The sequence below is a fragment of the Chryseobacterium sp. KACC 21268 genome (assembly GCA_028736075.1).
In the GTDB taxonomy this organism is placed as follows: Bacteria; Bacteroidota; Bacteroidia; order Flavobacteriales; family Weeksellaceae; genus Epilithonimonas.
This window is the reverse complement of sequence record CP117875.1, coordinates 2,513,671-2,536,878: the sequence shown is the minus strand read 5'-3', so window position 1 is coordinate 2,536,878 and position 23,208 is coordinate 2,513,671. Positions and strand designations below refer to the sequence as shown.

Sequence of the window (23,208 nt, the reverse complement as noted above, 5' to 3'; positions counted from 1 at the left end):
AAATTTTACAAATGAAAAAAGCTTCATTTCTGACGTCTCTAAGTTTTGTGATTCTTATTTTTTCAAACAGTCAACTGAAGTCTCAAACTCAAAAAAATATGCAGACGGAATCTAAAACCCTGTTTGAAAAAGGCGAAAAAGTAAAAAACGAAAATTTTACAGGAACCGCTTACCTGAAAATGTTGGTAACGAATGACCCTGAAAATCCAATTACCGTCGGCAACGTCACTTTCGAACCGGGCGCAAGAAACCGCTGGCATAAACATCCGGGTGGACAGATTTTATTGGTGACAGACGGCGTCGGCTACTATCAGGAAAGAGGACAGGCAAAGAAAATTCTGCGAAAAGGCGATGTCATCAAATGTCCGCCCAACGTAGAGCACTGGCACGGCGCGAGTATCGACAGTCATTTTTCGCATTTGGCCATTGGAAACAGTAATAAGGAAGCGGTGATTTGGTTGCAGCCTGTGACGGAGGAGGAATACACACAGTAATGAATTATAAATTTTATTTACCATAGTGTCAGTTGTTTGACAGAAATTTCTTCGCCCAAAAATGGAAAAATCTGCACAACTTCAAATTGTTTTATGGTATCATTATATTTCCTCAAAGCAATTCTATTGCAGTCAAAATTAAGTGTTTCATCAGAAAAAATATTGCGGGATATCTCAATCTGCTGTGGTGAGAGTCCACGTCCAATACTTATGTGAGCACTGCTTTTAATAAGACCTTTAACTTCTAATCTCAGCCTTTCAATTAATTTTTTAAAGTCATTTTTGCTATTAGCTGTGGGTGAGAAAAATACTGTTTGCTCGGAACATATGACTTTATCAAATTCTGCTCGGAAATTTTTCTGCTCTTGTGCAACTCTGATGCATTTCAAAATTATTTTTTTTAGCTGACTGTCAGTCGCCCAAAATTCTTGAACTGTTACGTGCGCAGTTGATTTTCGACTGGAATAGTCTTTTCCAGATTTTGTAAATAATTTAAATTTTAGTTCACCAACCTTTTGAATTGCTTTAAACGATGGTAGAATAACAACGGAGTACTTACTTGCCAGATTCATTATGATTTATTTTTGAGATGAAGTTAATATTATCAAAAATTTAATTTGATAAATTTAATGGTAAAAAAACACCAATTAAAGTGCCGCCTTTAAAATCTTAAGATGTTAACAGATCTCAAAATTTAAATGAGTTGAAATCAAAAAACTATTTGTCTTCCACATAATGTTTATCTAAATAAGCTCGCCAAATAATAGCCATAATTGCTAATGCGCCAAAGACAATTCCAATCCAAGGTGTAATTGAAATGTCAAATCTGTAAATAAAGAAGCCGCCAACAGATGTCCCAAGTGAAACACCCAGGTTTCCAAATGAGGTTTGAAGGCTATTGGCAAATTCTTTAGCGTCCGGCGCAGCTGAAATCATATAGCCGACACCAATTAGAAAGCAAGGTCCATACATAATTCCCCAAATAGCAGTGACGAAGGCAACATCAAAGAACGAATTACCAGTATATTCAAATGCAAAAGGTATTATAAATATGCCTGCAGTAAAAAATAGAGTAGTCCACAACATATTTTTCCCTAAGAGTTTACCAGCCACATAATTAGAAACCACGCCCATTGCTCCAAATAGCAGTAGTAAAAGGCTTATTTCTTTTTCGCTCATATGCTTTTCTTTACCTAAATAATCTGCGAAATAGCTGTATGAACAAAACCAGGCCGTTATTAAAAATAGATTCAAAAGTGTACCCGAGATGAATCTTGGTCGGGTCAATATCGACAGCTGACTTCTAAAAGATGCCGGTTTTTCATTAGGCATTGATGGAAGAAACTTAAGAATAATAAATATTGTTATAAGGATAATGAATCCCTGAATTGCATAGGTCACCTGCCAAGAATACAAACTGGCTAAAAATGTACTCAGAGGAATCAGCGTCACTTGCGCAAGAGCAATTCCTCCGATAATAATGGATGTCAGATGCATTTGTTCTTTCTGTGATGCTCCTTTTGCAGCCGCGGCTATTGCCATAGAAAAGAATGCGGGGTGAAGGAAAGTAGGAAGTATTCTTAGCAGCATCAAAATCCAAAACGGTGGACTAAAGATGGAGAAGAAATTTGAAATGAAAAACAAAACCATCGCACCTAGCATAATTATTTTCTTATCGAATTTTGAAGCGAATAATACAGTAAATGGTCCCGTAATCGCGATGAACAATGCAAATGCACTAAGAAGATATCCGGCCGTGGCAATATTGATATTGTAATATTCAGCGATCTGAGGTAATATGCCAATCACACCAAATTCTGTACTGATAATTCCGATGACGCCTAAACATCCAATGTAGGCAATTCTTTTATTTAGCTTTGTTTTCATAATAAACTGAACGGTTTAAAATAGGATAAAAAATATATGTATATAAATTAGATGACAGCAAACAGAGCAACTGTCAAATTTTAAAGTGCTCTATCGGCTGATCAATTGAACTAGTAGATTGATCATTGAGTCAACTTTTGTTTTATTTTTATATAAGACGTAATTCTTAAGTAGAGTAGTAGATGAGCTGGCAAAAAGGGCGGCCGTAATTTCTGCATCGAATTCCTCTTTTACTAATTTTTGCTGTTTACCCCGTTGTAAGATCGCCAGATAGACCTGTTCAATTTTTTTCTCATTCGCAACAAGCATCTGATTGATTTCCTTATCCACCAAAGCAATTTCAAAGATCATCTTGACAGCCAGACAGACTTTATTGTCGTTGATACTTTGGCGAACGGATAGATTCAATATTTTTTTTAGATCTTCTAATGCATTATTATCGCTGTGATCGAGGAAAGCTTGGTATTCCAGTAATTTAGATTTTTGATATCTGTCAAGGCACTTCAACAAAAGTTCTTTCTTATCACCGTAAGTAGGATAAATACTGCTTCGGTTGATCTTCAAATGATTTTCCAGATCACTGAGAGATGTCACGTGATAGCCTTGTTCCCAAAAGAGGTTCATTGCTACATCCAGCTTTCCTTCGTATTCAAATTCTTTTTTTCTTGCCATAACTTTGCAAATATACTATTTTAAACTGTTCGGTTTATAACTTTTTATTATTTGCTTTTAAGAATATTTAAAGTAGAAACAGAAATTACGTTTAAGAATATTTTATTTTTTAATTTTAGTTAAAAGATCTTTTCTGTCCTTCAGATCAAGGATGACGTAGATGTTTTTAATATGGTATTTCACCGTATTTTCCGAAATGAAAAGTTTATCGGCTATTTCTTTGTTCGACAGCCCTTCTGACATTAGTTCCAGAAGCTGCTTTTGTCTTTCGTTTAGTAATTCTGTTTTCAGAATACTATTATTGGTATTGTCATTTGAAAATTGCTGCTGGGAATAGACTTTCAGAACTTCTTTCATCTGAATCAATTCCAGTTCAAATTTTTCTTTTTCCTTTTTATGAACGGTTGATTTTCTGAAAAAATACATTCCGAATCCAATCAAAATAACTAAAAGTATTGTGAAAATAATGGTGTTGCGGAAAGAGTAGTCCTTTTCTTCTTGATTTTGCTGCTGCAGAAAAGTTTCGTTTTCAACATGCATTTCTGACAGATTGTCTTCGCGGCCGGCAATTAATTTTAGAGAGTCCAACAGTTTGCTGGCTGTAAAGGCTTTTCCTACCATTTTATTAGCCTTGTACACGTTCTGAATTTCCTCAGTAGCATAGATTTTATATTTGAGGATAGAACAGGAATCTGCTTTTCGAAGTACTTGCCTGTAGGTAAGTTCCATTTTTTCGAATTCCTTTTTCTCACCGTACAGTTGCATTTGTTTTACTAAAACCGGAGGCAGATTGCATGGGGAAATCTCCTTTAAAATGGCTAGTGAAGTACGGTACTGGATTTCTGCCCGATCATAATTTTTCTGAAGAAAATTAATGTAAGCCTCTTGCATAATCAGATAAGCCTTGCTGTCTTTTGGAAGATTTTTATACTTTTCCGAAGCAACTTGCTGCATTATTTTGGCCGCCTCCCTGTAATTGTGATCATCAAAAGTTGCAAATGCCAATTCTGCTTTGATATCCATCTTGAGAGAGTCTTGCGATGTCAGATTTTTTGAAAGCGTCTGAGCTCTTTCAAGATAATTAATAGAAGTTGCATAGTCATTAATGCTCCTGAATGTTTTTGCAAGGAGTAGGTTTACTTTCACCTGATCTGTTAGTTCAAGATCTGCACTCTTCAAAACGTCAAGTAATTTCTGCTGTGATACTTGATGTTTTCCGAGCTGATTATTGCGATAAATCGTCTTTTCCAATTCATTAAAATTCAATGATTGGCTGAAGAGAAAAACCGAACAAATGGTGAAGAAAAAAGAATAAAATTTTAATTTCATAAAAGTAAGTGCGCAAAAATAATGCTTTTACAATATAAATGACACATTAATATTCAAATAAAATTATCGATTTCAAAATCAGTAAATCAGTTAATAACTCATTCCAGCATTTTGCCTTTTGATTTTAAATTATAGGTTATCATTTGATAGTCAAATTATTATAATTGACTACCCAAAAGGGTAGTATCATTTTTTCAACAGAACTACCTCAATGGGTAGCGATTCAAATCAACAATACTGCTTACTTCGCAGCAAATATAATCATTGAGATGATTTCATCGATCCGTGCTGTTGCATTTTTGCGATTAACCGATCATAGTGGAATACAGGATATCGCAGACTGTTAGAAACAATAAAACTAAACATTTTAAAAAAAATTAATGTGTATGAAAACCAAAATGACAATTCAGGCTTTTCTTTTGATGGCGACGGTGTCGGCCTACGCACAAAGTTCTGAAAATACAGCTGGAGGAAACCTAGATGGAACTGGAGGGAGTGCTGTTTATGCTTTGGGAAATGTATTTTACGAAGAACTTTCTGGGCTTGGCGGCTCATCGAGTCCGGGAACTACAGATTCCTTCGTTATAACGCCAACTTTGGGAATAAATCAAAGCTTCGTAAGACTGGAAATGGCAATCTATCCAAATCCTGTAACAGACTATCTACATCTTAGAATCGATTCCAAAAACCCGGCAGATTGTTATTACGAGTTGTTCGATTCAAAAGGTTCAAGATTGCAGGCACAAAGTACGAAAGAACAAGATTCAAAGGTCCCGATGTCAAATTATCCGGTTGGAATTTATTTTCTGTCTGTAAAGCAAAATCAGAAGACAATCAAAACATTTAAAATCATTAAAAAATAATCAACAATGAAAAATATCTTTACTCTTGCAGCCTTTCTACTCGCTTCATTTTTACTGGCACAATCCCCGGATCTGATGAGTTATCAGTCGGTAGTAAGAAACGCAAATAGTGATCTTATCAAAAATCAGTCGGTTGGAATTAAATTTTCGATCCTGAAAACGTCAGCAACCGGAACAGTAGTTTATGCAGAAACACAAACTACAACAACGAATGCCACAGGACTTTTGAGCACAGAAGTGGGTAGGGGAACTGCAGTTACAGGAACACTTTCTTCAATCAACTGGGGTGCGGATAAATATTTCATTAAAACAGAAATAGATCCTACTGGCGGAACAAATTATAATATCAGCGGTACACAACAACTATTGAGTGTGCCGTATGCACTAAATTCGAAATCTGCAGATAACGGTTTTAAAAACGGAACAGCAGCGGGACAGCTTGTATTGACCGGATCTGCCGCACCTTATGCAGCTCAAAATCCTGCAACTGTAACAGGTGATGTGACAATCAGCAGTACTGCTGTAACGGTAATCTCAAATAGCGCCGTGACAACAGCAAAATTGGCTGATGCTAGTGTGACAAAGGATAAAATATCAGCTACAGGAACTGCCAATGCAAACACTTATCTTCGTGGTGACGGCAGCTGGTCATCACCTCCTAGCGGAACATCCTTGCCTGCACAAACAGGCAATGAAGGTAAATATTTGACTACAAACGGAACAGACCTTTCGTGGGGAACTTCTTCAGGCGGCGGTTCCAGCTATGAAGTCTATGCAACTATTACGACGGCACAGACAACATCTGTAGGATCTTCTCTAGCTTTGCCTTCTCCAATCAATTTTTCCGCTAATGTTGAACCAGCAGTTCTTACTGGAAGTAATGTTTGGGAAAATGTTGTGGATCCAAGCGCTGTCAGTCCAACTACAACTAATACAAATGGCAATTTAATCAGCAAGTTTACAGCTAAAACTGCAGGTTTATATTTTGTAGATATCCAGCTAACAGACAATTTGGTATCACCTGTTCCTATGCTGGATTTCAAAGGTTTGGGAAATGTCGAAACCAGCTATTTTGGTGTAGGTGCCAGTTATTCTACTACGGGACAAAGTCCTTACAAACAGCGCGGTACATTGCAACGAATGGTTTATATGAACGCCAACGACTTCTTTTATGTCAGGGCTATGCCAAGTTCTACAGTTCAGGGAAACCAGCTTACAAGCAGTAAGGCAAATTTTATTAAGATTATAAAAATCAAATAGTCATATTCCACAGATGAGGTCGCACACTCTGATAATTCAGGTGTGCGATTTTTTTAATAACACCATTGATGAGAACTAAAGAAATCCTCTTTTTTTCCTTAATAATGATCTTTCTGGAAATGATAATTTTCCGGGAATTTCTTTTTGGAGACCTTTACTTTATTTTCAAGGATCTGGGTTCTGATTCTTACGTGAATGATTATCCGGCTCTCGTTACCAGGATTATTGCAGCGAAACAAAATTTTCTGATAGGCTGGTCATTTCATAATGGTTTGGGAGAAAATATTTATCCTTACTCATTTGAGCCAATTTCTTGGATATTATTCAGAATTAGCAATACTTCTGCAGAAAGTGTCATGTTGATTTTACCCTTGATCTACATTTATCTATCAGGATTAATGATGTTTATTTTTTTCTCGGAGCACAAAATCCATTTTTATGCGAAGATATCTGGAAGTTTGCTTTGGGCCTTTTCAGGATATTTTCTTTTGGCTTGTAGTTGGTCCGTAAGTTTGTTTTCTCCTTATGCATTTCATTTTTCTTTTCTACTTTTTGCTTTAGAGAGAGCAGCCTCGGGAAAACAATACTTCTGGTTGGCAATCGTCTTTGCAATAATCGGAATCAGTTACCCAGTTAATTTGTTTTTTGCAATTATCATTTTTGTTATTTATTTTATCATCAAATTTTACCTGATCAATCACGGATCTGATTTTCCAAAAAGAATTCTCAGTTCTATTATCTATATTTTTCTGGGCATTGGAGCTAGCAGCTGGATGTTGCTAAGCAGTTTAAATCTGATGTTACAAAGTCCGCGAGCTATTGGAAAAGTTTCAGCATTCGAATCACAACCACAATGGCTTGCAGGAAAAGGTGAATTGATTTCCACGATTTACAGATTATTTTCTCCAAATTTATTAGGTGATGCAGCGCATTTTTCTGCTTACCGAAATTATTTCGAGGCACCTCTTTTATGCTGTGGACTTTTGACAGTGCTTCTTTTATCACAAGTTTATCTGCTTGAAAAAAGAGGTAGGATTGTAGCCCTGGCTGCAATTTCAATAGTCACTTTAATTTATTTGTCGCCGCTTTTAAGAAGTTTTGTGTGGTTGCGTTCTGGGGATTATTATCGGATACTAAATCTATTTTTTGTCTTGATATTAATTATCATCTCCACTTTTATTCTCTCAAAAATTGTAAATAAAGGCAAATTGTACATTCGGCCATTACTTATCACCGCATCACTTTCTACCATTGTTTTAGTTTATGGCTTTATTGACATAAAAGTCGAAGGCAGTTCTTCATTTTTTATTCCTGTCATTTTTATATGGATTTTTACACTGTTGCTCACCTTCAGAAACAGATTTCCGCTGAATAGGCTATCGGTTTTTTTTCTTTTATTAATATCCGTAGAACTTATAATTAACTCGTCTCATACAATTGGTCAACGTGGGATATGTGACCAAAATGATATCACTGTAAAAGGTTACCAAGATTCTTCATCGAAAAGCATTTCAAAAATCTACAAGCAAGACTCTTTATTTTTTCGCCTTGAAAAAGATTTTTACTCAGGTGTTTCCTGGCTGGCATCTTATAATGAGGCGAAGATTCAGAATTATTATTCTTCGTCGGTTTATAATTCTTTTAACAATTCTAATTATATCAATTTTCTGAAGACTTTTGGAATTATAAAACCAAACAATGAACCGGAAACCAGATTTGTTACAGGCATCAGAAACTCGCCATATTTAATGAAATTATGCTCTGTGAAATATTTCCTCACCTCGAAATCTGATAATGAAAATTTGTCCAAAATAGGATTTGATGAAATCGAAAATACCGGAAATTTCAGGGTTTTAAAAGATGATAATTTTCTTCCTTTCGGATTTTGCTATGACAAAATTTTAGGAATTAAAGATTTTAATTCTCATTCAAAGGAAAATAAAGAACAGCTCAGCCTTCAGACCTTAGTAATTGAACATGCGGATTCGAGTGATTTTGAACGATCAGATTTTATTTCGCAACCTGTAATTTTAAAAAGTACAGAAGAAAATATAACTGATAGGAAAAAGAATATTTTAAGCATCAATGAATTTCGTGATAATCATATTTCTGGAACAATCAGTCTGAATCAGAAGCGCTTCCTTTTTTTATCGATGCCTTTTGATGAAGGTTGGAAAGCCTTTGACAATAGCAAATCCATAAAACTTTACAAAGCGTTTGGCGGACTTACTTTTTTAGTTTTAATGAAAGGAAAACATCATATCAAGTTGAAGTATTCGCCACCATTCAAAGATGTTGGAATTTGGATTTCGGCTGTTTCTTTTTTCTCAATTCTACTGTTAATTTTCTTTCAATTTAAAAAAACTAAAACCAATGCATAAATTCTGGGATTTTATCAGCAATACCAAACAGGCCGGAATCACAATCATCATTCTGGCGGTTGTGATTTACATCAATACAATTCCAAATAAGTGGGCTGTAGATGATGTTGTTGTAATTCAAAAAAATCAATTGGTGCAACGTGGCATTGCTGGAATACCTGATATTTTTACACACGACTTTATGTATGGAAGTCTGGGAAATAATACCGAGGCCATTTCCGGTGGGCGTTGGCGACCATTGACTCCAGCGATTTACGCCGTATTTTCAGACATTTTAGCAAAGCCTGAGATTAATATTTTGACGGCTAAAATCCAAAGAGATAAAAATGGAAATTCACTCAATGACCTCTCAGAAAACACAACATTTCCTAATCTGATGCATGTTCTCAATGTATTGCTTTATGCTTTGCTTTGCTGGATTTTGTATCAGTTTCTCCTTCTTATTTTTGAAAAGCATAAACACCGATTCTTACTTTCATTTTTAACAGTTTTAACATTTACAGTACACCCAATTCACACAGAAGTCGTCGCCAATGTTAAGGGCAGCGATGAGATTTTGTCCTTGCTATTTTCCCTGCTAGCTGCAACGTACGCCTTCAAAGCTTTTCAGGGAAACTCTTCCAACAAAAAATTAAAAATCTTTTTATCAGCGATTTTTCTTTTTATCGGTTTGTTAGCTAAAGAAAATGCGGTAATGTTTATGATCATTATTCCGCTGACGCTTTGGTTTTTTAGCAAAGTTAAGTTTCCTCAGATTCTATGGTCATCTGTAGCTTTTGTAATTGTGTTTTTAGTTTATTTTGGACTGAGAACAAATGCTACCGGATTTCCTAGTTTCAAAATGGAAGATAAAATGGATCTGATGAATAATCCATTTTTGATAATGAATAAAAATGCAGAATTCAAACCACTTTTGGAAGGTTCTGATGTGATGGTTCTCCAAAATCCAACTTTTCAGAGTATTCAAAAAATGCCATTCGCGAATGAGCTGGCAACTAATATCTACACTTTTGGAAAATATCTTCAATTATTGATTCTACCGACATCGCTTACGTACGACTATTATCCAAGGTACATTTCTGTAAAATCTTTTTCCGAGCCTGATGTCTTATTTGCATTAATTATTAATCTCGGACTTCTCGCTCTGGCAATTTTTGGATTAAGGAAAAAAGCAATCTACAGTTATGGAATTCTTTTTTACTTTATTACATTTTCGATAGTTTCGAATTTATTTTTCCCAATCGGAACCAATATGGGCGAGCGTTTTATGTTTATGCCATCTGTGGGCATTCTGATCGCATTTTCATCCTTAATAATCATATTAATTGACAAAACTGGATTAAAATTAGTTTTAGGTTTGGTTACAATACTATCCATTTTTTATATAGGAATCACCTTCAAAAGAAATTTTGACTGGAAAAACAACTTGACTTTGTTTTCTCATGATATCAAAATATCAAAAAATAGTGCAAAAGTCAAATCAGACTATGGAGAGGTTGTTCTGGAAAATATTTATAAAAAATCTCTCAAAATACAAATTGAGCAGCGTGAATTGACAGATGAAGAAACAGCAGAAGAAATTGCTCTGTTAAAAGAAACTTTGCCTTATTATAAAGAAGCTTTGGATGTCTATCCAATGTACGGATTGGTATGGTTCAATCTTGCGAGGACAAATAAAATACTGGGTGATCAGGAAACTTTGGATGTCAAAGTTCGCCTGATGTATCTTAGAACTGCGGAGGCTGCATATCAAATTACCGATTCTTATAAGCCTATACAATATTTGAAAGATCTCGCGACCTTTAAAAGTCTTTGTTATACTTCCTTAGGAAAACTTTACGGACAGAATCTTGGAAATATCGATAAGGCTATCGAATATCTCCATCTGGCTGAGCAGACTGATCACAAAAACTCATATGCCGACTTTCTTCTTGGAACTGCTTATTCTGTGAAAGGAAATCAGGACAAAGCATTTTCGTACACGGAACTTGCCTACAAGAAAAATCCAAAAAACAGAGACTATCAGGAGAACTACGCATTGATTATTCAGAAGAGAGTGTATGCCGGTCAAATGCCGAAGTCTAATCTTAAAAAATCCGAAAAATTATTTTTAAATGTTTTGAAATCCAGCAGAATGTTGCCCGACGAAAATCCAAAAAAATCAGAATTAATCAGAAAAAATCTTGGCTTTCTCTATGAAAACTATCTCTCTCAAAATAAGAAAGATGATGCAGAAAAAATACGATTGCAACTACAAAATTGGAAATAATGTTTGACGACGTACTTGTGGTGGTTCCCCTATACAATGGTGAAAAAACGATAATTGAAGTTTTGAGAAAAATTAAAGATCAGGGTTTTGAAAACATTGTGATTTGTGATGATTTTTCTAGAGATGGAGGCGTAGCGCTTATTATGGAAAATTATCCTGAAATCAATATTATTGCACACAGTCAAAATTTGGGTTATGGTGCAAATCAGAAGTCGTTGTATGATTATGCTATAAAAGCAGAATACGAATTCATCATAATGGTTCATGGAGACGGGCAGTACACACCTTTGCTTTGCCGATCTATGGCAGAGATGTTGAAAACCAAAATCTATGATGTCGTAATTGCTTCCAGAATTATAACCTCAGGTGCCGTCAAAAACGGAATGCCTGTTTATAAATATGTTGCAAACCGATGTCTGACATTGTTCCAAAATCTTATAACTAATTCTAAACTTTCAGAGTATCACACAGGGTACAGGGCGTATTCCATCAACGTATTGAAACAGATAAATTATCGAAATTTCAGTAGTGATTTTATTTTTGATAATCAATTTCTACTGTCTGTGATAAAACATCGATTTTCGATAGGTGAGATCTCCTGCCCAACGATCTATAATGAACAATCAAGTTCTATCAGTTTTAAAAATTCATTAAAATATGGCTTGGGAATTTTGCGAGAAAGCTTATTTTTTCTAATGACGAGTAAGTGAATTTGAGGTCATTTCACTTAATACATAAATAAGCAGTAAAATTTCGAACAAACCTGAATAATTATAAGATTTGATTTCGAATTTTATTTAGCATAATATCAATATCGAATGGTTTTGCAATAAAATCATCGGGATCACACTGACTTTTCAGTTGTATAAGTTGCGCATGTGCACTCATAATGATGACTGGGATGCCACTATTTTCGCGGCTGTCTTTTATATTTTTACAAAGATCAATGCCAGAGCCGTCTGGCAGCATAACATCAAACAAATAAAGATCTGGGATAAACATCACATCACGTCTTGAAAACTCACCGACAGTTGCATAAGAACTCACTGCATAATCTTCTGATTCCAAAAAGATTACTAAAAATTCCCGAATTGCATTGTCATCCTCAACCAAAGTTATCTTTTTCATACTTAGGCTAAGCAATTACGGCACCATTAAATATAAAATTGTCAGATCCCCAAAAGTAATTTGGTAAATAGGTGCGGAAACCTAGTCGTCAATACTTTAATTTTTATTTTAAGATTGAAAAAAAAATAGTTGTTCCTTTATATTAAGACTAAAAGGCTCAATCTCTAATCGATCTGATCTTCTGTAAATAATTTTTTTTGGAAAGTGAAACAAGTCCGAACTTCATCGGATTGTACAGTAAGAGTTCCTTGATGAGCTTTTGCAATCTCTGACGCAATGAAGAGACCAAGACCAAGGCCATTGCTGCTAGAATGATCTGTATCTCTGTGAAAAGGATGGAACAGATGATCTAAAATTGATTGCGGGATAGCCTTTCCACTATTAATAACTGATATTTCCCAAGACCGTGAATCGACAGTGGCTTTTAGAAATACTGGATCATCATCAGCACCGTGCGTGATTGCATTGGACAAGAGATTGGATATCAGCTGAGAGAAACGTGCGGGATCGCATTCTACAGATTGATCAATATCATAGGTGGAATGGATGATTCTATCTGGCCAGGCTATTGATAATTCATCTACAATACTTTGTAGTAATTTCTTCAGATCTGTCTGTACTGGTTCAATGGTAATGCCACCTCCAAGTCTTCCGCGGGCTAGATCCATAATATTATTGATCATCTCCAGCATCCGTTTGGAACCAGTCTGAATGATGTTGACCATTTTGGAATCCCTTTCATTTAGGTTATTTCTAGCCAACATTTGCGCGGCGCTCATCACACCTGCCAATGGATTTCGAAGATCGTGCCCTAAGACAGCGATGAACTGTTCCCTTATAACAGCATGTTGTTGCTCTGTAAGCAAACTTGATTCGGCTTGTTGTTTTGATTCTTGCAGATTGTCCTCGTACTTTCTCCGGTCGGATGCGCGGAAGAGTGTAAAGCGTATAAATAATGGCTTTTTGTTTTCATCCCTTTTTTCATATCCATTGATGAAAACAGGAATTTTACCCTTCCCAGTATCGGTAAGCTCTGCCGCAACCTCGTCAAAATATCCTTGCATTCTGAGTAATGGAAACAAATGGGTTTCAAAATATATTTTACCAGCTACAGCCAGAATATCAGAAAATCTTTTTCCGGTGAGTTTTTCAGGATCTATATTGAGCCATGAACCTATTTTTTTATTAACCCGGACAATTACGCCATTACTATCAGTGGTGATGAATCCGCAAAGGGAAGATTCAAAGAAGTCGTCAAAATCCTCAGCTGAAGATGGTAATAAGTCATTAGGCATATAGAAAATTGTTAATCGAGCGGATGGTCTCTTCTGGAGCACTTAAGTTGGGGCAATGTCCTGTAGCGTCCATCACAACCAGTTTACTTCCGAGGATTTGCTTGTTCATATAATGGCCTACTTCTACAGGGGCAATGATATCACTGCTGCACTGTAAGATGAGAACAGAGACTTTGGTGTGTTTTAAAATCTCCCGTTTATCTGTCAGAAAGGTTGTCTTTGCAAAGTGCTTAGCGATCTCCGGATCTGTCTTGCAAAAGCTGTTAGCAAGTTCTTCCGTGAGCTCTTCTCTCTCTGGATTGCCCATAATGACTGGCGCTATGGACATAGACCATCCCAAATGATTCTTGTTCATAGAATCTAGGAGTTCGTTGATTTCGCTTTTGCTGAATCCGCCAATGTAATCCTTATCGTTGATATAAGAAGGGGAAGGACTAACCAAAATTAAAGTTTTAAAAATCTCAGGCGCTTTATTGGCAGCTATGAGTCCCATTATCGCACTTACAGAATGTCCGACAAAAATCCCGTCTTTAACATTTAATTCATTAGCTATTTCTATAATATCTGTGGCATATCCTTCAAGATTGTCGTACTTTTCATAAGAATATGCTGAGAGGTCAGAGTTTCCGGCACCCACATGGTCAAACAGAATAATTTTGTAGCGATCTTCAAAAGCGGGATACACAAAACGCCACATATTTTGGTCGCAACCAAATCCATGAGCAAACATCATTATATCGTTACCGCTTCCACGTACAATAACATTATTTCTCTTAAGGATATTCATTTTGACAAATTTTAGTAAAGATAGTTGTTTTATGATTAAGAATAATGTATTTGTTTGCTGATAGACAAAAAGCAATATAAAAGTTATCCTTCGCAGAGCAGGTCATTTATGCCATCATCTTTAGAAAGAAAAATTCGTTGTGCTGCAACTCCTACAATGAGTGATTAAAAAGGGTTTGCATTTTGATAGTATCTACCTAGTAAACGATGTATTATTAATTAAAAACTAAATTCATTATGAATTACGAAGAAGCATTACAAAATAAGAAGGAACAAATCAATAATGCAGATGGAACAATCGATGGTAAAAAAGTATACATCGTCCCTGAAATTCGCGAAGAAGCGGATGCATTTCTACAATTTATCCTAAGGGGCGCAATCAAATATTCCGATGATCTTTGTCTTAAATATTCAAGCAATGGAAAATTTGCCATTTGGATAGATAAGTAAATTTTTCATCTTATAACTAAAGTCACTAAAATCGCTGGCGATAATAATGATGTCAGTTATTTTTAAGTACTGATTTTAAAATCTGCTCACTTTCATCATCAAAACTAACAAATATGACTTCCAATAATGGATTGTTGTCTAAAAAATCTTTAACCGTTTTGATAGCGATAACAGCAGCCTGTTCTTTCGGATATCCGTAGATACCCGTACTGATATTTGGAAATGCTATAGATGTACAGTGGTTTTCCACAGCCAGAGATAATGAGTTTTGGTAGCAGTTCTTCAGCTTTTCTTTTTCATTTGAAAACCCATCATTCCACACCGGTCCAACTGTATGGATCACATATTTTGCTGGCAACCTGCCTGCAGTAGTAATTACAGCCTGTCCAGTCCTACAGCCACCTTCTCTCGCGATGATCTTTCTGCAGTCTTCCAGAATTTCTGGACCGCCTGCTTTATGGATTGCACCGTCAACACCTCCGCCTCCAAGCAATGACGAATTTGCAGCATTTACAATGGCATCCGCACTCACTTTTGTGATATCTCCCTTTATTATTGTTATCATTGACATTGATTTTTTATAGTACTAATATTAACGCAGATCCTTTTTAATGACCAGATACTTTAAATCGTTTATTCCGGAATTACTGATGCCATGTTCAGAATTAGGAGGACAGTATAAACTTGTATTTGGCCTCACTTCAACCGTTTTACCGTCCAGATAAAATGTTGCTGTTCCCTCAAGAATATAAAATAATTCCTCCTCAGGATGACGATGGGGCGGGTGTGTGGATTTTCCAGGCGCCACAATGCTCATCTTCAGCGTATTCTCTTGCGTGAAATTTTTATCCGCAAACCAATATTGAAAGCCTGATTTAGTTTCCTTGGTCCTTGACAGATCAAACGCATTCACACAATTTTCTATGGTGTAAACGGGTTGTTCTTGCTTTGCCGACACCTTTTGTGCTGATAGAGATTGATACGTCATTATGCTGATCACTGCGGTTACTATGTATTGCTTTGATTTTTCCATTTTTGATATATAAAGAAGTGAAAAAGTGATTTTAAAATTTTAGTTTGTAGCTACTAATTTTTGAAAATTTCCGGTCGTTCATCAAATTCTTGGGGTAAAAAAACTTTTATCGTTTGGACTTTAGAGTCGTTTATAAGAATCAATTCTTTGCTTCGAGTCGTATTTTTATCCAAGATTCAAATCTCTTAATTGCCTAATGCTAAAAATGCTTTTAATCTACGATGAATATTTTCTTCTTGGCAATATCAATGGTCAAAACTGAACCCAGCCAATCTATGCTTGTCTTACCTTCATAGATCAATCCATCTACGAAGGCGACGTTCAAATTTTCCACCTTACGTTGTTTATTTGTTGTATTTATTTTTGATAGTTTTCCGATGTAATAATTGTTTTCCTTCTTGAAATCGCTTTTAATAGGAACTGATTTAAAATCTGCTTTGTTCAAAGCCATAACTTCCATCAGCTTAGAACTGAACCAAAAGGAATTTTTTCCAGCACCGCTGTCTAGCAATGTTTGGATCTTCACAGTGTCATTCAAGTCAATGTAGGTAAAGATATCGATAGCTTTCCCTGCATAATCTGCTACTTGGATCTCAATGCTTTTTTCCCCTTTAGTAGATTTGTTGAAAAGGATTTTTTTTTGGTTATAGTCGATCGTAATAGGTGTATTTCTGAACGGTTGCAGTGAGATCATCCCATCAATATCTCCAAATTCCAAATCTACAATCGTGTATTGCTGATCATTAAATTTTTGATTGTTGACTACCATACTTTTTGCGTTGTAGAGGTCAACATTCAATTCTTCACCAGTTGCCCTGTGTCCTACAAAAAAATTAGGGGTCTTTTCATTCTTGATTTTATTGGAGAATTTTGTGAATACAGCATTGAGGCCTGCTCCTGTATCAAGAATGAATTTTCCTTCCACATCGTTAATTTTTGCCTTGATAATAATGTGCCCATTACTATTGATCTCGAATGGAATTTGTGCGCTCGTTCTTAAAGATAATGATATAAATACAAGAAAAATGCTAAAGGTAAATACTGATGTTTTCATAGTTGGTTTTTATAATCTGGGCTATAATTATATAATATTAGTCCTCTTTTTTGTTGACTGCTTAAGAGAATTCTTAGTCTCATTTTGCAAGTGCTTAAAAATAATTCTTTTAAAATTCAAATAATGTAATTATAATTAAAAATTGCTAAATAATTTAGGCATATACTTTAAGATTTATTATAAATAGTTAAATAAGCCTTTCCCATTTTAAAAACTAAGACTTCAAAACAGAAGAATTTGTGGAAGCTCACCATTTTATGGAATCCAATTCCGCTGGCGGCAAGATAGTTGTAGTTCCTTAAAAACCAAAAAACAAGATTTATGAATTCACAGGTGGAAACAGAGTTTCAGACGCAAAACGATTCCAAGGAAACTTTTCTGGCGGACGTTCTGGAAGGCTTGAACAGCAGTCCGAAAAAATTACATTCAAAATATTTTTATGACGAGGCAGGCGACAGGCTTTTTCAACAGATTATGAATATGTCCGACTACTATCTCACCAATTGCGAGCTAGATATTTTTAAAAATAAAACTGAGTTGCTAACAAAAAGTATTTTGATAGATGATGAGCCTTTCGACTTGATAGAATTGGGAGCCGGCGATGCGATGAAATCCAGTTATCTGCTGGAGCATTTGACCAAAAAAAATATCGACTTTACTTATATGCCAATTGATATTTCGGGACATATCTTAGATGAATTAAGTGAAAAATTCAGCAGAGATTTGCCCGAGTTGGATGTCATCACCTTGGAAGGCGATTATTTTGATATGCTTGACAAGGCGATGACCATTTCGCAAAGACGAAAAGTGGTTTTGTTTTTGGGTGGCAACATCGGCAATATGGATATGGGAGAATCTTACCATTTTTGCAGAGAACTGAGAAGAAAACTCAATCGTGGCGACATTCTCCTGATTGGTTTCGATTTGAAGAAAAATCCACAAACCATTCTTGATGCCTACAATGATGAAGCAGGAATCACGTCATCGTTCAATCTTAATCTTCTTATCAGAATGAACCGTGAACTGGAAGCGGATTTCGATGTTTTGAATTTCCAGCATTACCAAACCTACGACCCGATTTCAGGAGCTTGCAAAAGTTATCTTGTGAGTTTGACGGAACAAAATGTACATATCGGAAACCAGATTTTTCGCTTCGAAGAAAATGAATTGATCGATATGGAAATCTCACAAAAATTTTCTCAGGATGACATCAGCAAACTCGCCAGAGATGCAAAATTTCATATCATTGATGAGATTACCGATTCCAAAAACTGGTTTGTAGATTCTATTTGGCAAGTTCTTTAATTTTAAATTTAACTCCAATGAAACAAAATTCCGTTCTTACAAAATCGAATTCCATAACCAATTGGGCAGAAAAATATTCAGAGATTAGAAATCATTCCGTTAAAATCTGCGAGCCTCTGGAAATTGAGGATTATGTGGTTCAGCCAATCGTCGATGTAAGTCCACCGAAATGGCATTTGGGTCACACGACCTGGTTTTTCGAGACTTTCATTTTGGAACCCAATTTTCCCGGTTATCAGGTTTTTGATGCTCAGTATAACTTTGTTTTCAACAGTTATTATGAAACAATTGGCGCAAGAGTTATCCGTACCGACAGAGGAAATTTGAGCCGTCCTTCCGTTTCTGACATTTATCAATACAGAAAATATGTTGATGAGCAAATGGATGCATTCCTCCAAAGCGAATATTTAACGGAAGAAATCAAACCTTTACTCGAACTTGGTCTCAATCACGAGCAGCAACATCAGGAATTGTTGTTAACAGATATCAAATATATATTAGGTCACAATCCGCTTTTTCCGGCGTATAAAAGTGAAGATATTTCGAAGAAAGAACATTCTGAAACTATCGAAATGATTCACTTTGATGAAGGAGTTTATGAAATCGGTTTTCAAGGAGAAGGATTCAGTTTTGATAATGAACTGGGAAGACATAAAGTGTATCTTAATGATTTTAAAATTGCTGACCGTTTAGTTTCAAACCAGGAATATTTAGAATTTATGGAAGCTGGAGGCTACGATGATTTCAGATATTGGCACGCCGAAGGCTGGGATTGGGTGAAACAGAATGAAGCTAAATCTCCTCTGTACTGGCATTTGATTGACGGGCAATGGATGAATTATACTTTAAATGGACTTCAGGAATTAGATTTAAATGATGCCGTTTGTCACATCAACTTTTATGAAGCTTCAGCCTTCGCCTCCTGGAAGGGAATGCGTCTGCCAACCGAAGCTGAGTGGGAAGTTGCCTCCAATCATTTTGAGTGGGGAAGCCGTTGGGAGTGGACGAACTCTGCCTATCTGCCTTACCCAGGATTTAAAAAAGAAGCCGGCGCAGTAGGAGAGTACAATGGCAAATTTATGGTCAATCAAATGGTTTTGCGTGGCGCTTCAGATGCAACGCCAAGCGGACACAGCAGAAATACATACCGCAACTTCTTTCAGACCGGCTTAAAGTGGCAGTTTACCGGAATCAGACTTGCTCAATAACTTCTTATGATTACAGTAGATTCGGTTTCAAAAATTTTCAGCGGAAAACCAGCAGTGGATAATATTTCTTTTCAGGCCAATGATAAAGAGATATTGGTGCTCTTGGGAACGAGTGGTTGCGGAAAAACAACCACTTTGAAAATGATTAACCGCCTGATAGAAGCAGATTCGGGAAATATTTTGATTGACGGAAAAAATATCCGTGACCAAAAAGTGGAAGAGCTGAGAATGGGAATAGGTTTCGTGATGCAACATTCCGGATTGTTTCCGCATTATACGATTAAGCAAAACATCGCCGTTGTTCCGGAATTATTAAAATGGGACACGCAAAAAATTCAAAACAGAACAGAAGAGCTCCTGCACAAACTTCACCTTCCTGAAGATGTACTTTTCCGTTTTCCCAACGAATTAAGTGGTGGCCAACAGCAGAGAGTGGGAATTGCCCGTGCTTTGATTGCCAATTCGCCAATTCTGTTGATGGACGAACCTTTCGGAGCTCTGGATAATATTACAAAGGCTGATATTCATTCGGAATTCAAATCGCTGGAAGAACTTAAAAATAAAACGATTATTCTTGTCACGCACGACGTTCAGGAAGCTTTTGAGCTGGGACAAAGAATCTGTTTAATGGATAAGGGAAAAATTATTCAGACTGGAACTCCACAAGAAATATTATATCGTCCCAAGAATGATTTTGTAAAGGATTTTTTTGCCGAAAACAGACTTTTATTGGAGTACAAAGTCGCAAGTTTGAATAATGTCAAATCCTTCATTGATTCAAAGAATTTAATCAATGAATTTCAATTTACAGAAGAAACCAGCGTCTGGAATGCTTTACAGAAATTAAGTTCTGACCATAAAAACACAGATGCTTATGAAATTTTGATTAAGGCATTCAACGACTACCGAAAATTACAAATCGTATGACGCAGCAAAGTCTTTGGCAGTTCGTCATCGAGCAGCACGAAAAGTTACTGACTCAGGTTATACAGCACTTGGGCTTGACTTTTCTGTCTTTAATTTTAGCAATTATCGTCGGTTTACCACTGGGAATTTTGATTGCCCGAAAAAGAAAATTATCAAATCCTATTCTTGGTTTTGCCGGGATTTTACAGACCATTCCAAGTATCGCTTTATTAGGTTTTATGATTCCAACATTTGGAATCGGCGCAACTCCGGCCATCGTTGCTTTGTTGATTTACGCCCTTTTACCGATTATCAGAAATACTTTCACCGGAATTACAGGAGTTAATCCAACAGTCATCGAAGCGGCAAAAGCTATGGGAATGAACCGGAAACAAATGCTTTTCAAAGTTGAACTTCCATTGGCAATGCCTGTAATTATTGCAGGAATTCGCACCGCTGCAGTTATCAATGTTGGTGTGGCGACCCTGGCTTCATTTGTTGCAGCTGGTGGTCTGGGTGAATTTATCTTCGGTGGAATTTCTTTAAACAACAGCAATATGATTTTGGCAGGTGCCATTCCTGCAGCACTATTGGCGATTTTGCTCGACCAGACGATTGCTGTTCTGCAGAAATCCGGCTATCAGTTTTTAAAGAAATTAAAATACATTATTCCTGCAGTTTTACTGGTATTTGGAGTTGTTTATTTAATAAATTCCGTCTCAGATAAAAATAAGTTAAAAGCAGGCTTTACACCAGAATTTATGGGAAGACAGGACGGAGATTTAGGTTTGCGTTCCGTGTATGGTTTGAATGTCAATCCTAAAGTTGTGAATGATGCCGTGATGTACAAAGCCGCTTACGAAAATGAGTTGGATTTAATCAGCGGATATTCTACAGACGGCAGAATCAAAGCATTCGATTTGTATGTTTTGAAGGATGATAAAAAGATTTTTCCACCCTATTTTGCGGCACCGATAATCAAGACGAAAACTTTGGAGAAATTTCCTGAACTGGAAAAAACTTTGAACTTAGTTGCAGGAAAATTCAACGATTCAATAATGACCGATTTGAATTACCGTTCAGATTATCTTAACCAAACGCCTGAAAAAATTGCCAAGGATTTTTTAATGAAAAATAAACTGTACAGACCTTCCAGAAACGGAAATTCGGGAACAGTTCGAATCGGTTCAAAGATTTTCGGCGAGCAGTACATTCTGACAGAAATGTATAAATTACTGATTGAAGGCTACACTAATTATAAAGTGGAAACCAAAACCGGATTGGGCGGAACGAAAATCTGTTTCGATGCTCTGATGAACGATGCCATCGATTTTTACCCTGAATATACAGGAACGGGACTTTTAGTTTTATTAAAACCATCACCAAAATCCATCCAAAACGTTTCGCAAAGTGCCGATAAAACGTATAAATTTGTAGATTCAGAATTCAGGAAACAATACGGAATTCAATGGTTGGAACCGCTTGGTTTTAATAATTCTTATGCCCTGATGATGCGGAAAAAACAGGCAGAGGAATTGACAGTAAAAAGCATTTCTGACCTTAAAAAATACCTGGATTCAAAATAGAATTTAAATGACTGAAAAATATAATTTTGATGAAATCGTCAGCAGACGCAGAACCGATTCGGTAAAGTGGGATTTGGCAAAGGACGACGTTTTACCAATGTGGGTCGCAGATATGGACTTTAAAACTGCACCGGAAATTACAGAAGTAATTGTGGAAAAAGTGTCTCAAGGTGTTTTTGGTTACGGTCTTGTGCCAGCCAATTTTTTCGACGCCATTATCCATTGGTGGAAAGAGATTCATCAGTTTAGTATCAAAAAAGAATGGATTCTGCCTGGTGCGGGAATGATTCCCACACTTTCCGCGATTTTAAGAACATATGTGAAACCTGATGAAAATATCATTATTCAGCCACCTGTTTACAATCATTTTTATAATTTCTTCGAAAACTGTGAATTTGGTGTGGTCGAAAATAATCTTATTTACAACAACGGAACTTACGAAATTGATTTTAATGATTTAGAATTAAAAGCATCCGATTCGAAGGCAAAAGTTCTGCTACTGTGTAATCCACATAATCCTGTGGGCAGAGTCTGGAAAAGAAATGAACTGGAAAAGATAGCGGAAATTTGCGCTAAACATCAGGTAATGGTGGTGTCAGACGAAATCCACGCTGACCTGGTTTATGAAGGTCATCAACATATTCCTTTCGCTTCTGTCGCTGAAAATTACGACCTGGAATCTGTGACTTGCGGTTCGCCCTGTAAAACCTTTAATCTTGCGGGTTTGCCGATTTCGTATGTCATTTCTCAAAACGTCGAAATTTTAAATAAGATCCATAAAACTTTTGAAATTCAGGAGACGAGTTACCCAAATCCTATCGCGGCCACCGCATTGATTGCTGCTTACCAAAACGGAAATAATTGGTTAGATGAATTGAAAATTTATCTCAGTGAAAATTATCAGTATCTTTTACAATTCATCAAAGAAAATCTTCCTGAAATCAAAGTTCTTCCTTTAGAAGGAACCTATCTGGTCTGGTTAGACTGTCAGTCATTGAATAAAACGTCTGATGATTTGTCTAAAATTTTATTGGAAGACGAGAAACTGTGGGTCAATTCAGGAACAATGTATGGCAAAGCGGGCGAAGGATTTTTGAGAATCAATATCGCCTGTACAAAAGCAAATCTAGCTGATGGACTGAATCGATTGAGAGATTTCTATCACAAAATTTCAAATTCCCAGATTGCTTCAAAGGATTTTACCTCATAGAAAATCAATTGTATTTGCACGATTAGAATGTGTCCAAAATCATATCAATTTGAGTAAGTAACGGTTGCATTTTTGCATAGCAACAGCAAATT

At 36.2% G+C, this 23,208-nt stretch carries 22 protein-coding genes; 12 read left to right on the top strand and 10 right to left on the bottom strand.

Annotated features, from left to right (window positions below):
- Positions 1-11 precede the first annotated feature (11 nt).
- Positions 12-494, top strand: a complete 483-nt coding sequence (locus PQ459_11810) for a cupin domain-containing protein (GenBank protein WDF45583.1) — start codon at positions 12-14, stop codon at positions 492-494.
- 17 nt (positions 495-511) lie between these two features.
- Here PQ459_11810 and PQ459_11805 read toward each other — a convergent pair whose 3' ends face one another.
- From PQ459_11805 to PQ459_11790, 4 genes are all read right to left on the bottom strand, one after another.
- Positions 512-1,066 (bottom strand): hypothetical protein, encoded by a 555-nt coding sequence (locus tag PQ459_11805; protein ID WDF45582.1) that lies wholly within the window; start codon positions 1,064-1,066, stop codon positions 512-514.
- A gap of 145 nt (positions 1,067-1,211) precedes the next feature.
- The gene (locus PQ459_11800; protein WDF45581.1) at positions 1,212-2,381 is read right to left on the bottom strand and encodes an MFS transporter; all 1,170 of its coding nucleotides are present in this window, start codon (positions 2,379-2,381) and stop codon (positions 1,212-1,214) included.
- Between the two features lie 90 nt (positions 2,382-2,471).
- Positions 2,472-3,053 (bottom strand): TetR/AcrR family transcriptional regulator, encoded by a 582-nt coding sequence (locus tag PQ459_11795; protein ID WDF45580.1) that lies wholly within the window; start codon positions 3,051-3,053, stop codon positions 2,472-2,474.
- Between the two features lie 102 nt (positions 3,054-3,155).
- Positions 3,156-4,382, bottom strand: a complete 1,227-nt coding sequence (locus PQ459_11790; GenBank protein WDF45579.1) for a LuxR C-terminal-related transcriptional regulator — start codon at positions 4,380-4,382, stop codon at positions 3,156-3,158.
- A 386-nt stretch (positions 4,383-4,768) separates the two neighbouring features.
- On the opposite strand from PQ459_11790, the gene PQ459_11785 reads away from it, so the two are divergent.
- From PQ459_11785 to PQ459_11765, 5 genes are all read left to right on the top strand, one after another.
- Positions 4,769-5,245, top strand: coding sequence for a T9SS type A sorting domain-containing protein (locus tag PQ459_11785; protein ID WDF45578.1), 477 nt, complete (start codon positions 4,769-4,771; stop codon positions 5,243-5,245).
- A gap of 6 nt (positions 5,246-5,251) precedes the next feature.
- Complete coding sequence (locus PQ459_11780; GenBank protein ID WDF45577.1) at positions 5,252-6,505, top strand: hypothetical protein; 1,254 nt, start codon at positions 5,252-5,254, stop codon at positions 6,503-6,505.
- 68 nt (positions 6,506-6,573) lie between these two features.
- Entirely contained in the window at positions 6,574-8,886 is a 2,313-nt protein-coding gene (locus tag PQ459_11775; GenBank protein ID WDF45576.1) for a YfhO family protein, read from the top strand.
- Complete coding sequence (locus PQ459_11770) at positions 8,879-11,155, top strand: hypothetical protein (GenBank protein WDF45575.1); 2,277 nt, start codon at positions 8,879-8,881, stop codon at positions 11,153-11,155. The genes PQ459_11775 and PQ459_11770 overlap by 8 nt, the downstream gene beginning before the upstream one ends.
- Complete coding sequence (locus PQ459_11765; protein ID WDF45574.1) at positions 11,155-11,865, top strand: glycosyltransferase family 2 protein; 711 nt, start codon at positions 11,155-11,157, stop codon at positions 11,863-11,865. Before PQ459_11770 ends, PQ459_11765 begins: the two co-directional genes overlap by 1 nt.
- Positions 11,866-11,926: 61 nt before the next feature.
- Here the strand turns inward: PQ459_11765 and PQ459_11760 are convergent, their stop codons facing one another.
- The 3 genes from PQ459_11760 to PQ459_11750 form a co-directional block, all read right to left on the bottom strand.
- Positions 11,927-12,283 carry a response regulator gene (locus tag PQ459_11760; GenBank protein ID WDF45573.1) on the bottom strand — a complete coding sequence of 119 codons (357 nt, stop codon included), beginning with the start codon at positions 12,281-12,283 and terminating at the stop codon, positions 11,927-11,929.
- A gap of 164 nt (positions 12,284-12,447) precedes the next feature.
- The gene (locus PQ459_11755; protein WDF45572.1) at positions 12,448-13,578 is read right to left on the bottom strand and encodes a PAS domain-containing sensor histidine kinase; all 1,131 of its coding nucleotides are present in this window, start codon (positions 13,576-13,578) and stop codon (positions 12,448-12,450) included.
- On the bottom strand, positions 13,571-14,365 hold the full coding sequence (locus PQ459_11750) for an alpha/beta hydrolase (GenBank protein ID WDF45571.1): 795 nt from the start codon (positions 14,363-14,365) through the stop codon (positions 13,571-13,573). The genes PQ459_11755 and PQ459_11750 overlap by 8 nt, the downstream gene beginning before the upstream one ends.
- 236 nt (positions 14,366-14,601) lie before the next feature.
- Between PQ459_11750 and PQ459_11745 the strand changes: the two genes are divergently transcribed.
- Entirely contained in the window at positions 14,602-14,814 is a 213-nt protein-coding gene (locus PQ459_11745) for a hypothetical protein (protein WDF45570.1), read from the top strand.
- A 52-nt stretch (positions 14,815-14,866) separates the two neighbouring features.
- On the opposite strand, the gene PQ459_11740 is transcribed toward PQ459_11745, so the two are convergent.
- The 3 genes from PQ459_11740 to PQ459_11730 form a co-directional block, all read right to left on the bottom strand.
- Positions 14,867-15,385 (bottom strand): O-acetyl-ADP-ribose deacetylase, encoded by a 519-nt coding sequence (locus PQ459_11740; protein WDF45569.1) that lies wholly within the window; start codon positions 15,383-15,385, stop codon positions 14,867-14,869.
- A 21-nt stretch (positions 15,386-15,406) separates the two neighbouring features.
- A complete protein-coding gene (locus tag PQ459_11735) occupies positions 15,407-15,847 on the bottom strand; it encodes a cupin domain-containing protein (GenBank protein ID WDF45568.1) in 441 nt (146 codons plus the stop codon).
- A gap of 211 nt (positions 15,848-16,058) precedes the next feature.
- Complete coding sequence (locus tag PQ459_11730; protein WDF45567.1) at positions 16,059-16,901, bottom strand: retropepsin-like aspartic protease; 843 nt, start codon at positions 16,899-16,901, stop codon at positions 16,059-16,061.
- A gap of 321 nt (positions 16,902-17,222) precedes the next feature.
- On the opposite strand from PQ459_11730, the gene PQ459_11725 reads away from it, so the two are divergent.
- Genes PQ459_11725 through PQ459_11705 form a run of 5 tightly spaced genes read left to right on the top strand, consistent with a single transcriptional unit; the run spans position 17,223 to position 23,116 of the window.
- Complete coding sequence (locus tag PQ459_11725) at positions 17,223-18,206, top strand: L-histidine N(alpha)-methyltransferase (GenBank protein ID WDF45566.1); 984 nt, start codon at positions 17,223-17,225, stop codon at positions 18,204-18,206.
- Positions 18,207-18,223: 17 nt separating this feature from the next.
- The gene (egtB, locus tag PQ459_11720; protein WDF45565.1) at positions 18,224-19,414 is read left to right on the top strand and encodes an ergothioneine biosynthesis protein EgtB; all 1,191 of its coding nucleotides are present in this window, start codon (positions 18,224-18,226) and stop codon (positions 19,412-19,414) included.
- A gap of 6 nt (positions 19,415-19,420) precedes the next feature.
- A complete protein-coding gene (locus tag PQ459_11715) occupies positions 19,421-20,341 on the top strand; it encodes an ABC transporter ATP-binding protein (protein ID WDF45564.1) in 921 nt (306 codons plus the stop codon).
- Positions 20,338-21,906, top strand: coding sequence for an ABC transporter permease/substrate-binding protein (locus PQ459_11710; GenBank protein ID WDF45563.1), 1,569 nt, complete (start codon positions 20,338-20,340; stop codon positions 21,904-21,906). The genes PQ459_11715 and PQ459_11710 overlap by 4 nt, the downstream gene beginning before the upstream one ends.
- Positions 21,907-21,913: 7 nt before the next feature.
- A complete protein-coding gene (locus PQ459_11705) occupies positions 21,914-23,116 on the top strand; it encodes a pyridoxal phosphate-dependent aminotransferase (protein WDF45562.1) in 1,203 nt (400 codons plus the stop codon).
- Positions 23,117-23,208: the final 92 nt, after the last annotated feature.

Excerpts from the sequence above, each read along its gene's own strand:
- PQ459_11715 (WDF45564.1), top strand. The coding sequence starts at position 19,421 with ATGATTACAGTAGATTCGGTTTCAAAAATTTTCAGCGGAAAACCAGCA.
- PQ459_11770 (WDF45575.1), top strand. The coding sequence starts at position 8,879 with ATGCATAAATTCTGGGATTTTATCAGCAATACCAAACAGGCCGGAATC.
- PQ459_11735 (WDF45568.1), bottom strand. The coding sequence starts at position 15,847 with ATGGAAAAATCAAAGCAATACATAGTAACCGCAGTGATCAGCATAATG.
- PQ459_11800 (WDF45581.1), bottom strand. The coding sequence starts at position 2,381 with ATGAAAACAAAGCTAAATAAAAGAATTGCCTACATTGGATGTTTAGGC.
- PQ459_11705 (WDF45562.1), top strand. The coding sequence starts at position 21,914 with ATGACTGAAAAATATAATTTTGATGAAATCGTCAGCAGACGCAGAACC.
- PQ459_11755 (WDF45572.1), bottom strand. The coding sequence starts at position 13,578 with ATGCCTAATGACTTATTACCATCTTCAGCTGAGGATTTTGACGACTTC.
- PQ459_11805 (WDF45582.1), bottom strand. The coding sequence starts at position 1,066 with ATGAATCTGGCAAGTAAGTACTCCGTTGTTATTCTACCATCGTTTAAA.
- PQ459_11780 (WDF45577.1), top strand. The coding sequence starts at position 5,252 with ATGAAAAATATCTTTACTCTTGCAGCCTTTCTACTCGCTTCATTTTTA.
- egtB (WDF45565.1), top strand. The coding sequence starts at position 18,224 with ATGAAACAAAATTCCGTTCTTACAAAATCGAATTCCATAACCAATTGG.
- PQ459_11730 (WDF45567.1), bottom strand. The coding sequence starts at position 16,901 with ATGAAAACATCAGTATTTACCTTTAGCATTTTTCTTGTATTTATATCA.
- PQ459_11740 (WDF45569.1), bottom strand. The coding sequence starts at position 15,385 with ATGTCAATGATAACAATAATAAAGGGAGATATCACAAAAGTGAGTGCG.
- PQ459_11775 (WDF45576.1), top strand. The coding sequence starts at position 6,574 with ATGAGAACTAAAGAAATCCTCTTTTTTTCCTTAATAATGATCTTTCTG.
- PQ459_11750 (WDF45571.1), bottom strand. The coding sequence starts at position 14,365 with ATGAATATCCTTAAGAGAAATAATGTTATTGTACGTGGAAGCGGTAAC.
- PQ459_11745 (WDF45570.1), top strand. The coding sequence starts at position 14,602 with ATGAATTACGAAGAAGCATTACAAAATAAGAAGGAACAAATCAATAAT.
- PQ459_11795 (WDF45580.1), bottom strand. The coding sequence starts at position 3,053 with ATGGCAAGAAAAAAAGAATTTGAATACGAAGGAAAGCTGGATGTAGCA.
- PQ459_11710 (WDF45563.1), top strand. The coding sequence starts at position 20,338 with ATGACGCAGCAAAGTCTTTGGCAGTTCGTCATCGAGCAGCACGAAAAG.
- PQ459_11765 (WDF45574.1), top strand. The coding sequence starts at position 11,155 with ATGTTTGACGACGTACTTGTGGTGGTTCCCCTATACAATGGTGAAAAA.
- PQ459_11725 (WDF45566.1), top strand. The coding sequence starts at position 17,223 with ATGAATTCACAGGTGGAAACAGAGTTTCAGACGCAAAACGATTCCAAG.
- PQ459_11760 (WDF45573.1), bottom strand. The coding sequence starts at position 12,283 with ATGAAAAAGATAACTTTGGTTGAGGATGACAATGCAATTCGGGAATTT.
- PQ459_11785 (WDF45578.1), top strand. The coding sequence starts at position 4,769 with ATGAAAACCAAAATGACAATTCAGGCTTTTCTTTTGATGGCGACGGTG.
- PQ459_11810 (WDF45583.1), top strand. The coding sequence starts at position 12 with ATGAAAAAAGCTTCATTTCTGACGTCTCTAAGTTTTGTGATTCTTATT.
- PQ459_11790 (WDF45579.1), bottom strand. The coding sequence starts at position 4,382 with ATGAAATTAAAATTTTATTCTTTTTTCTTCACCATTTGTTCGGTTTTT.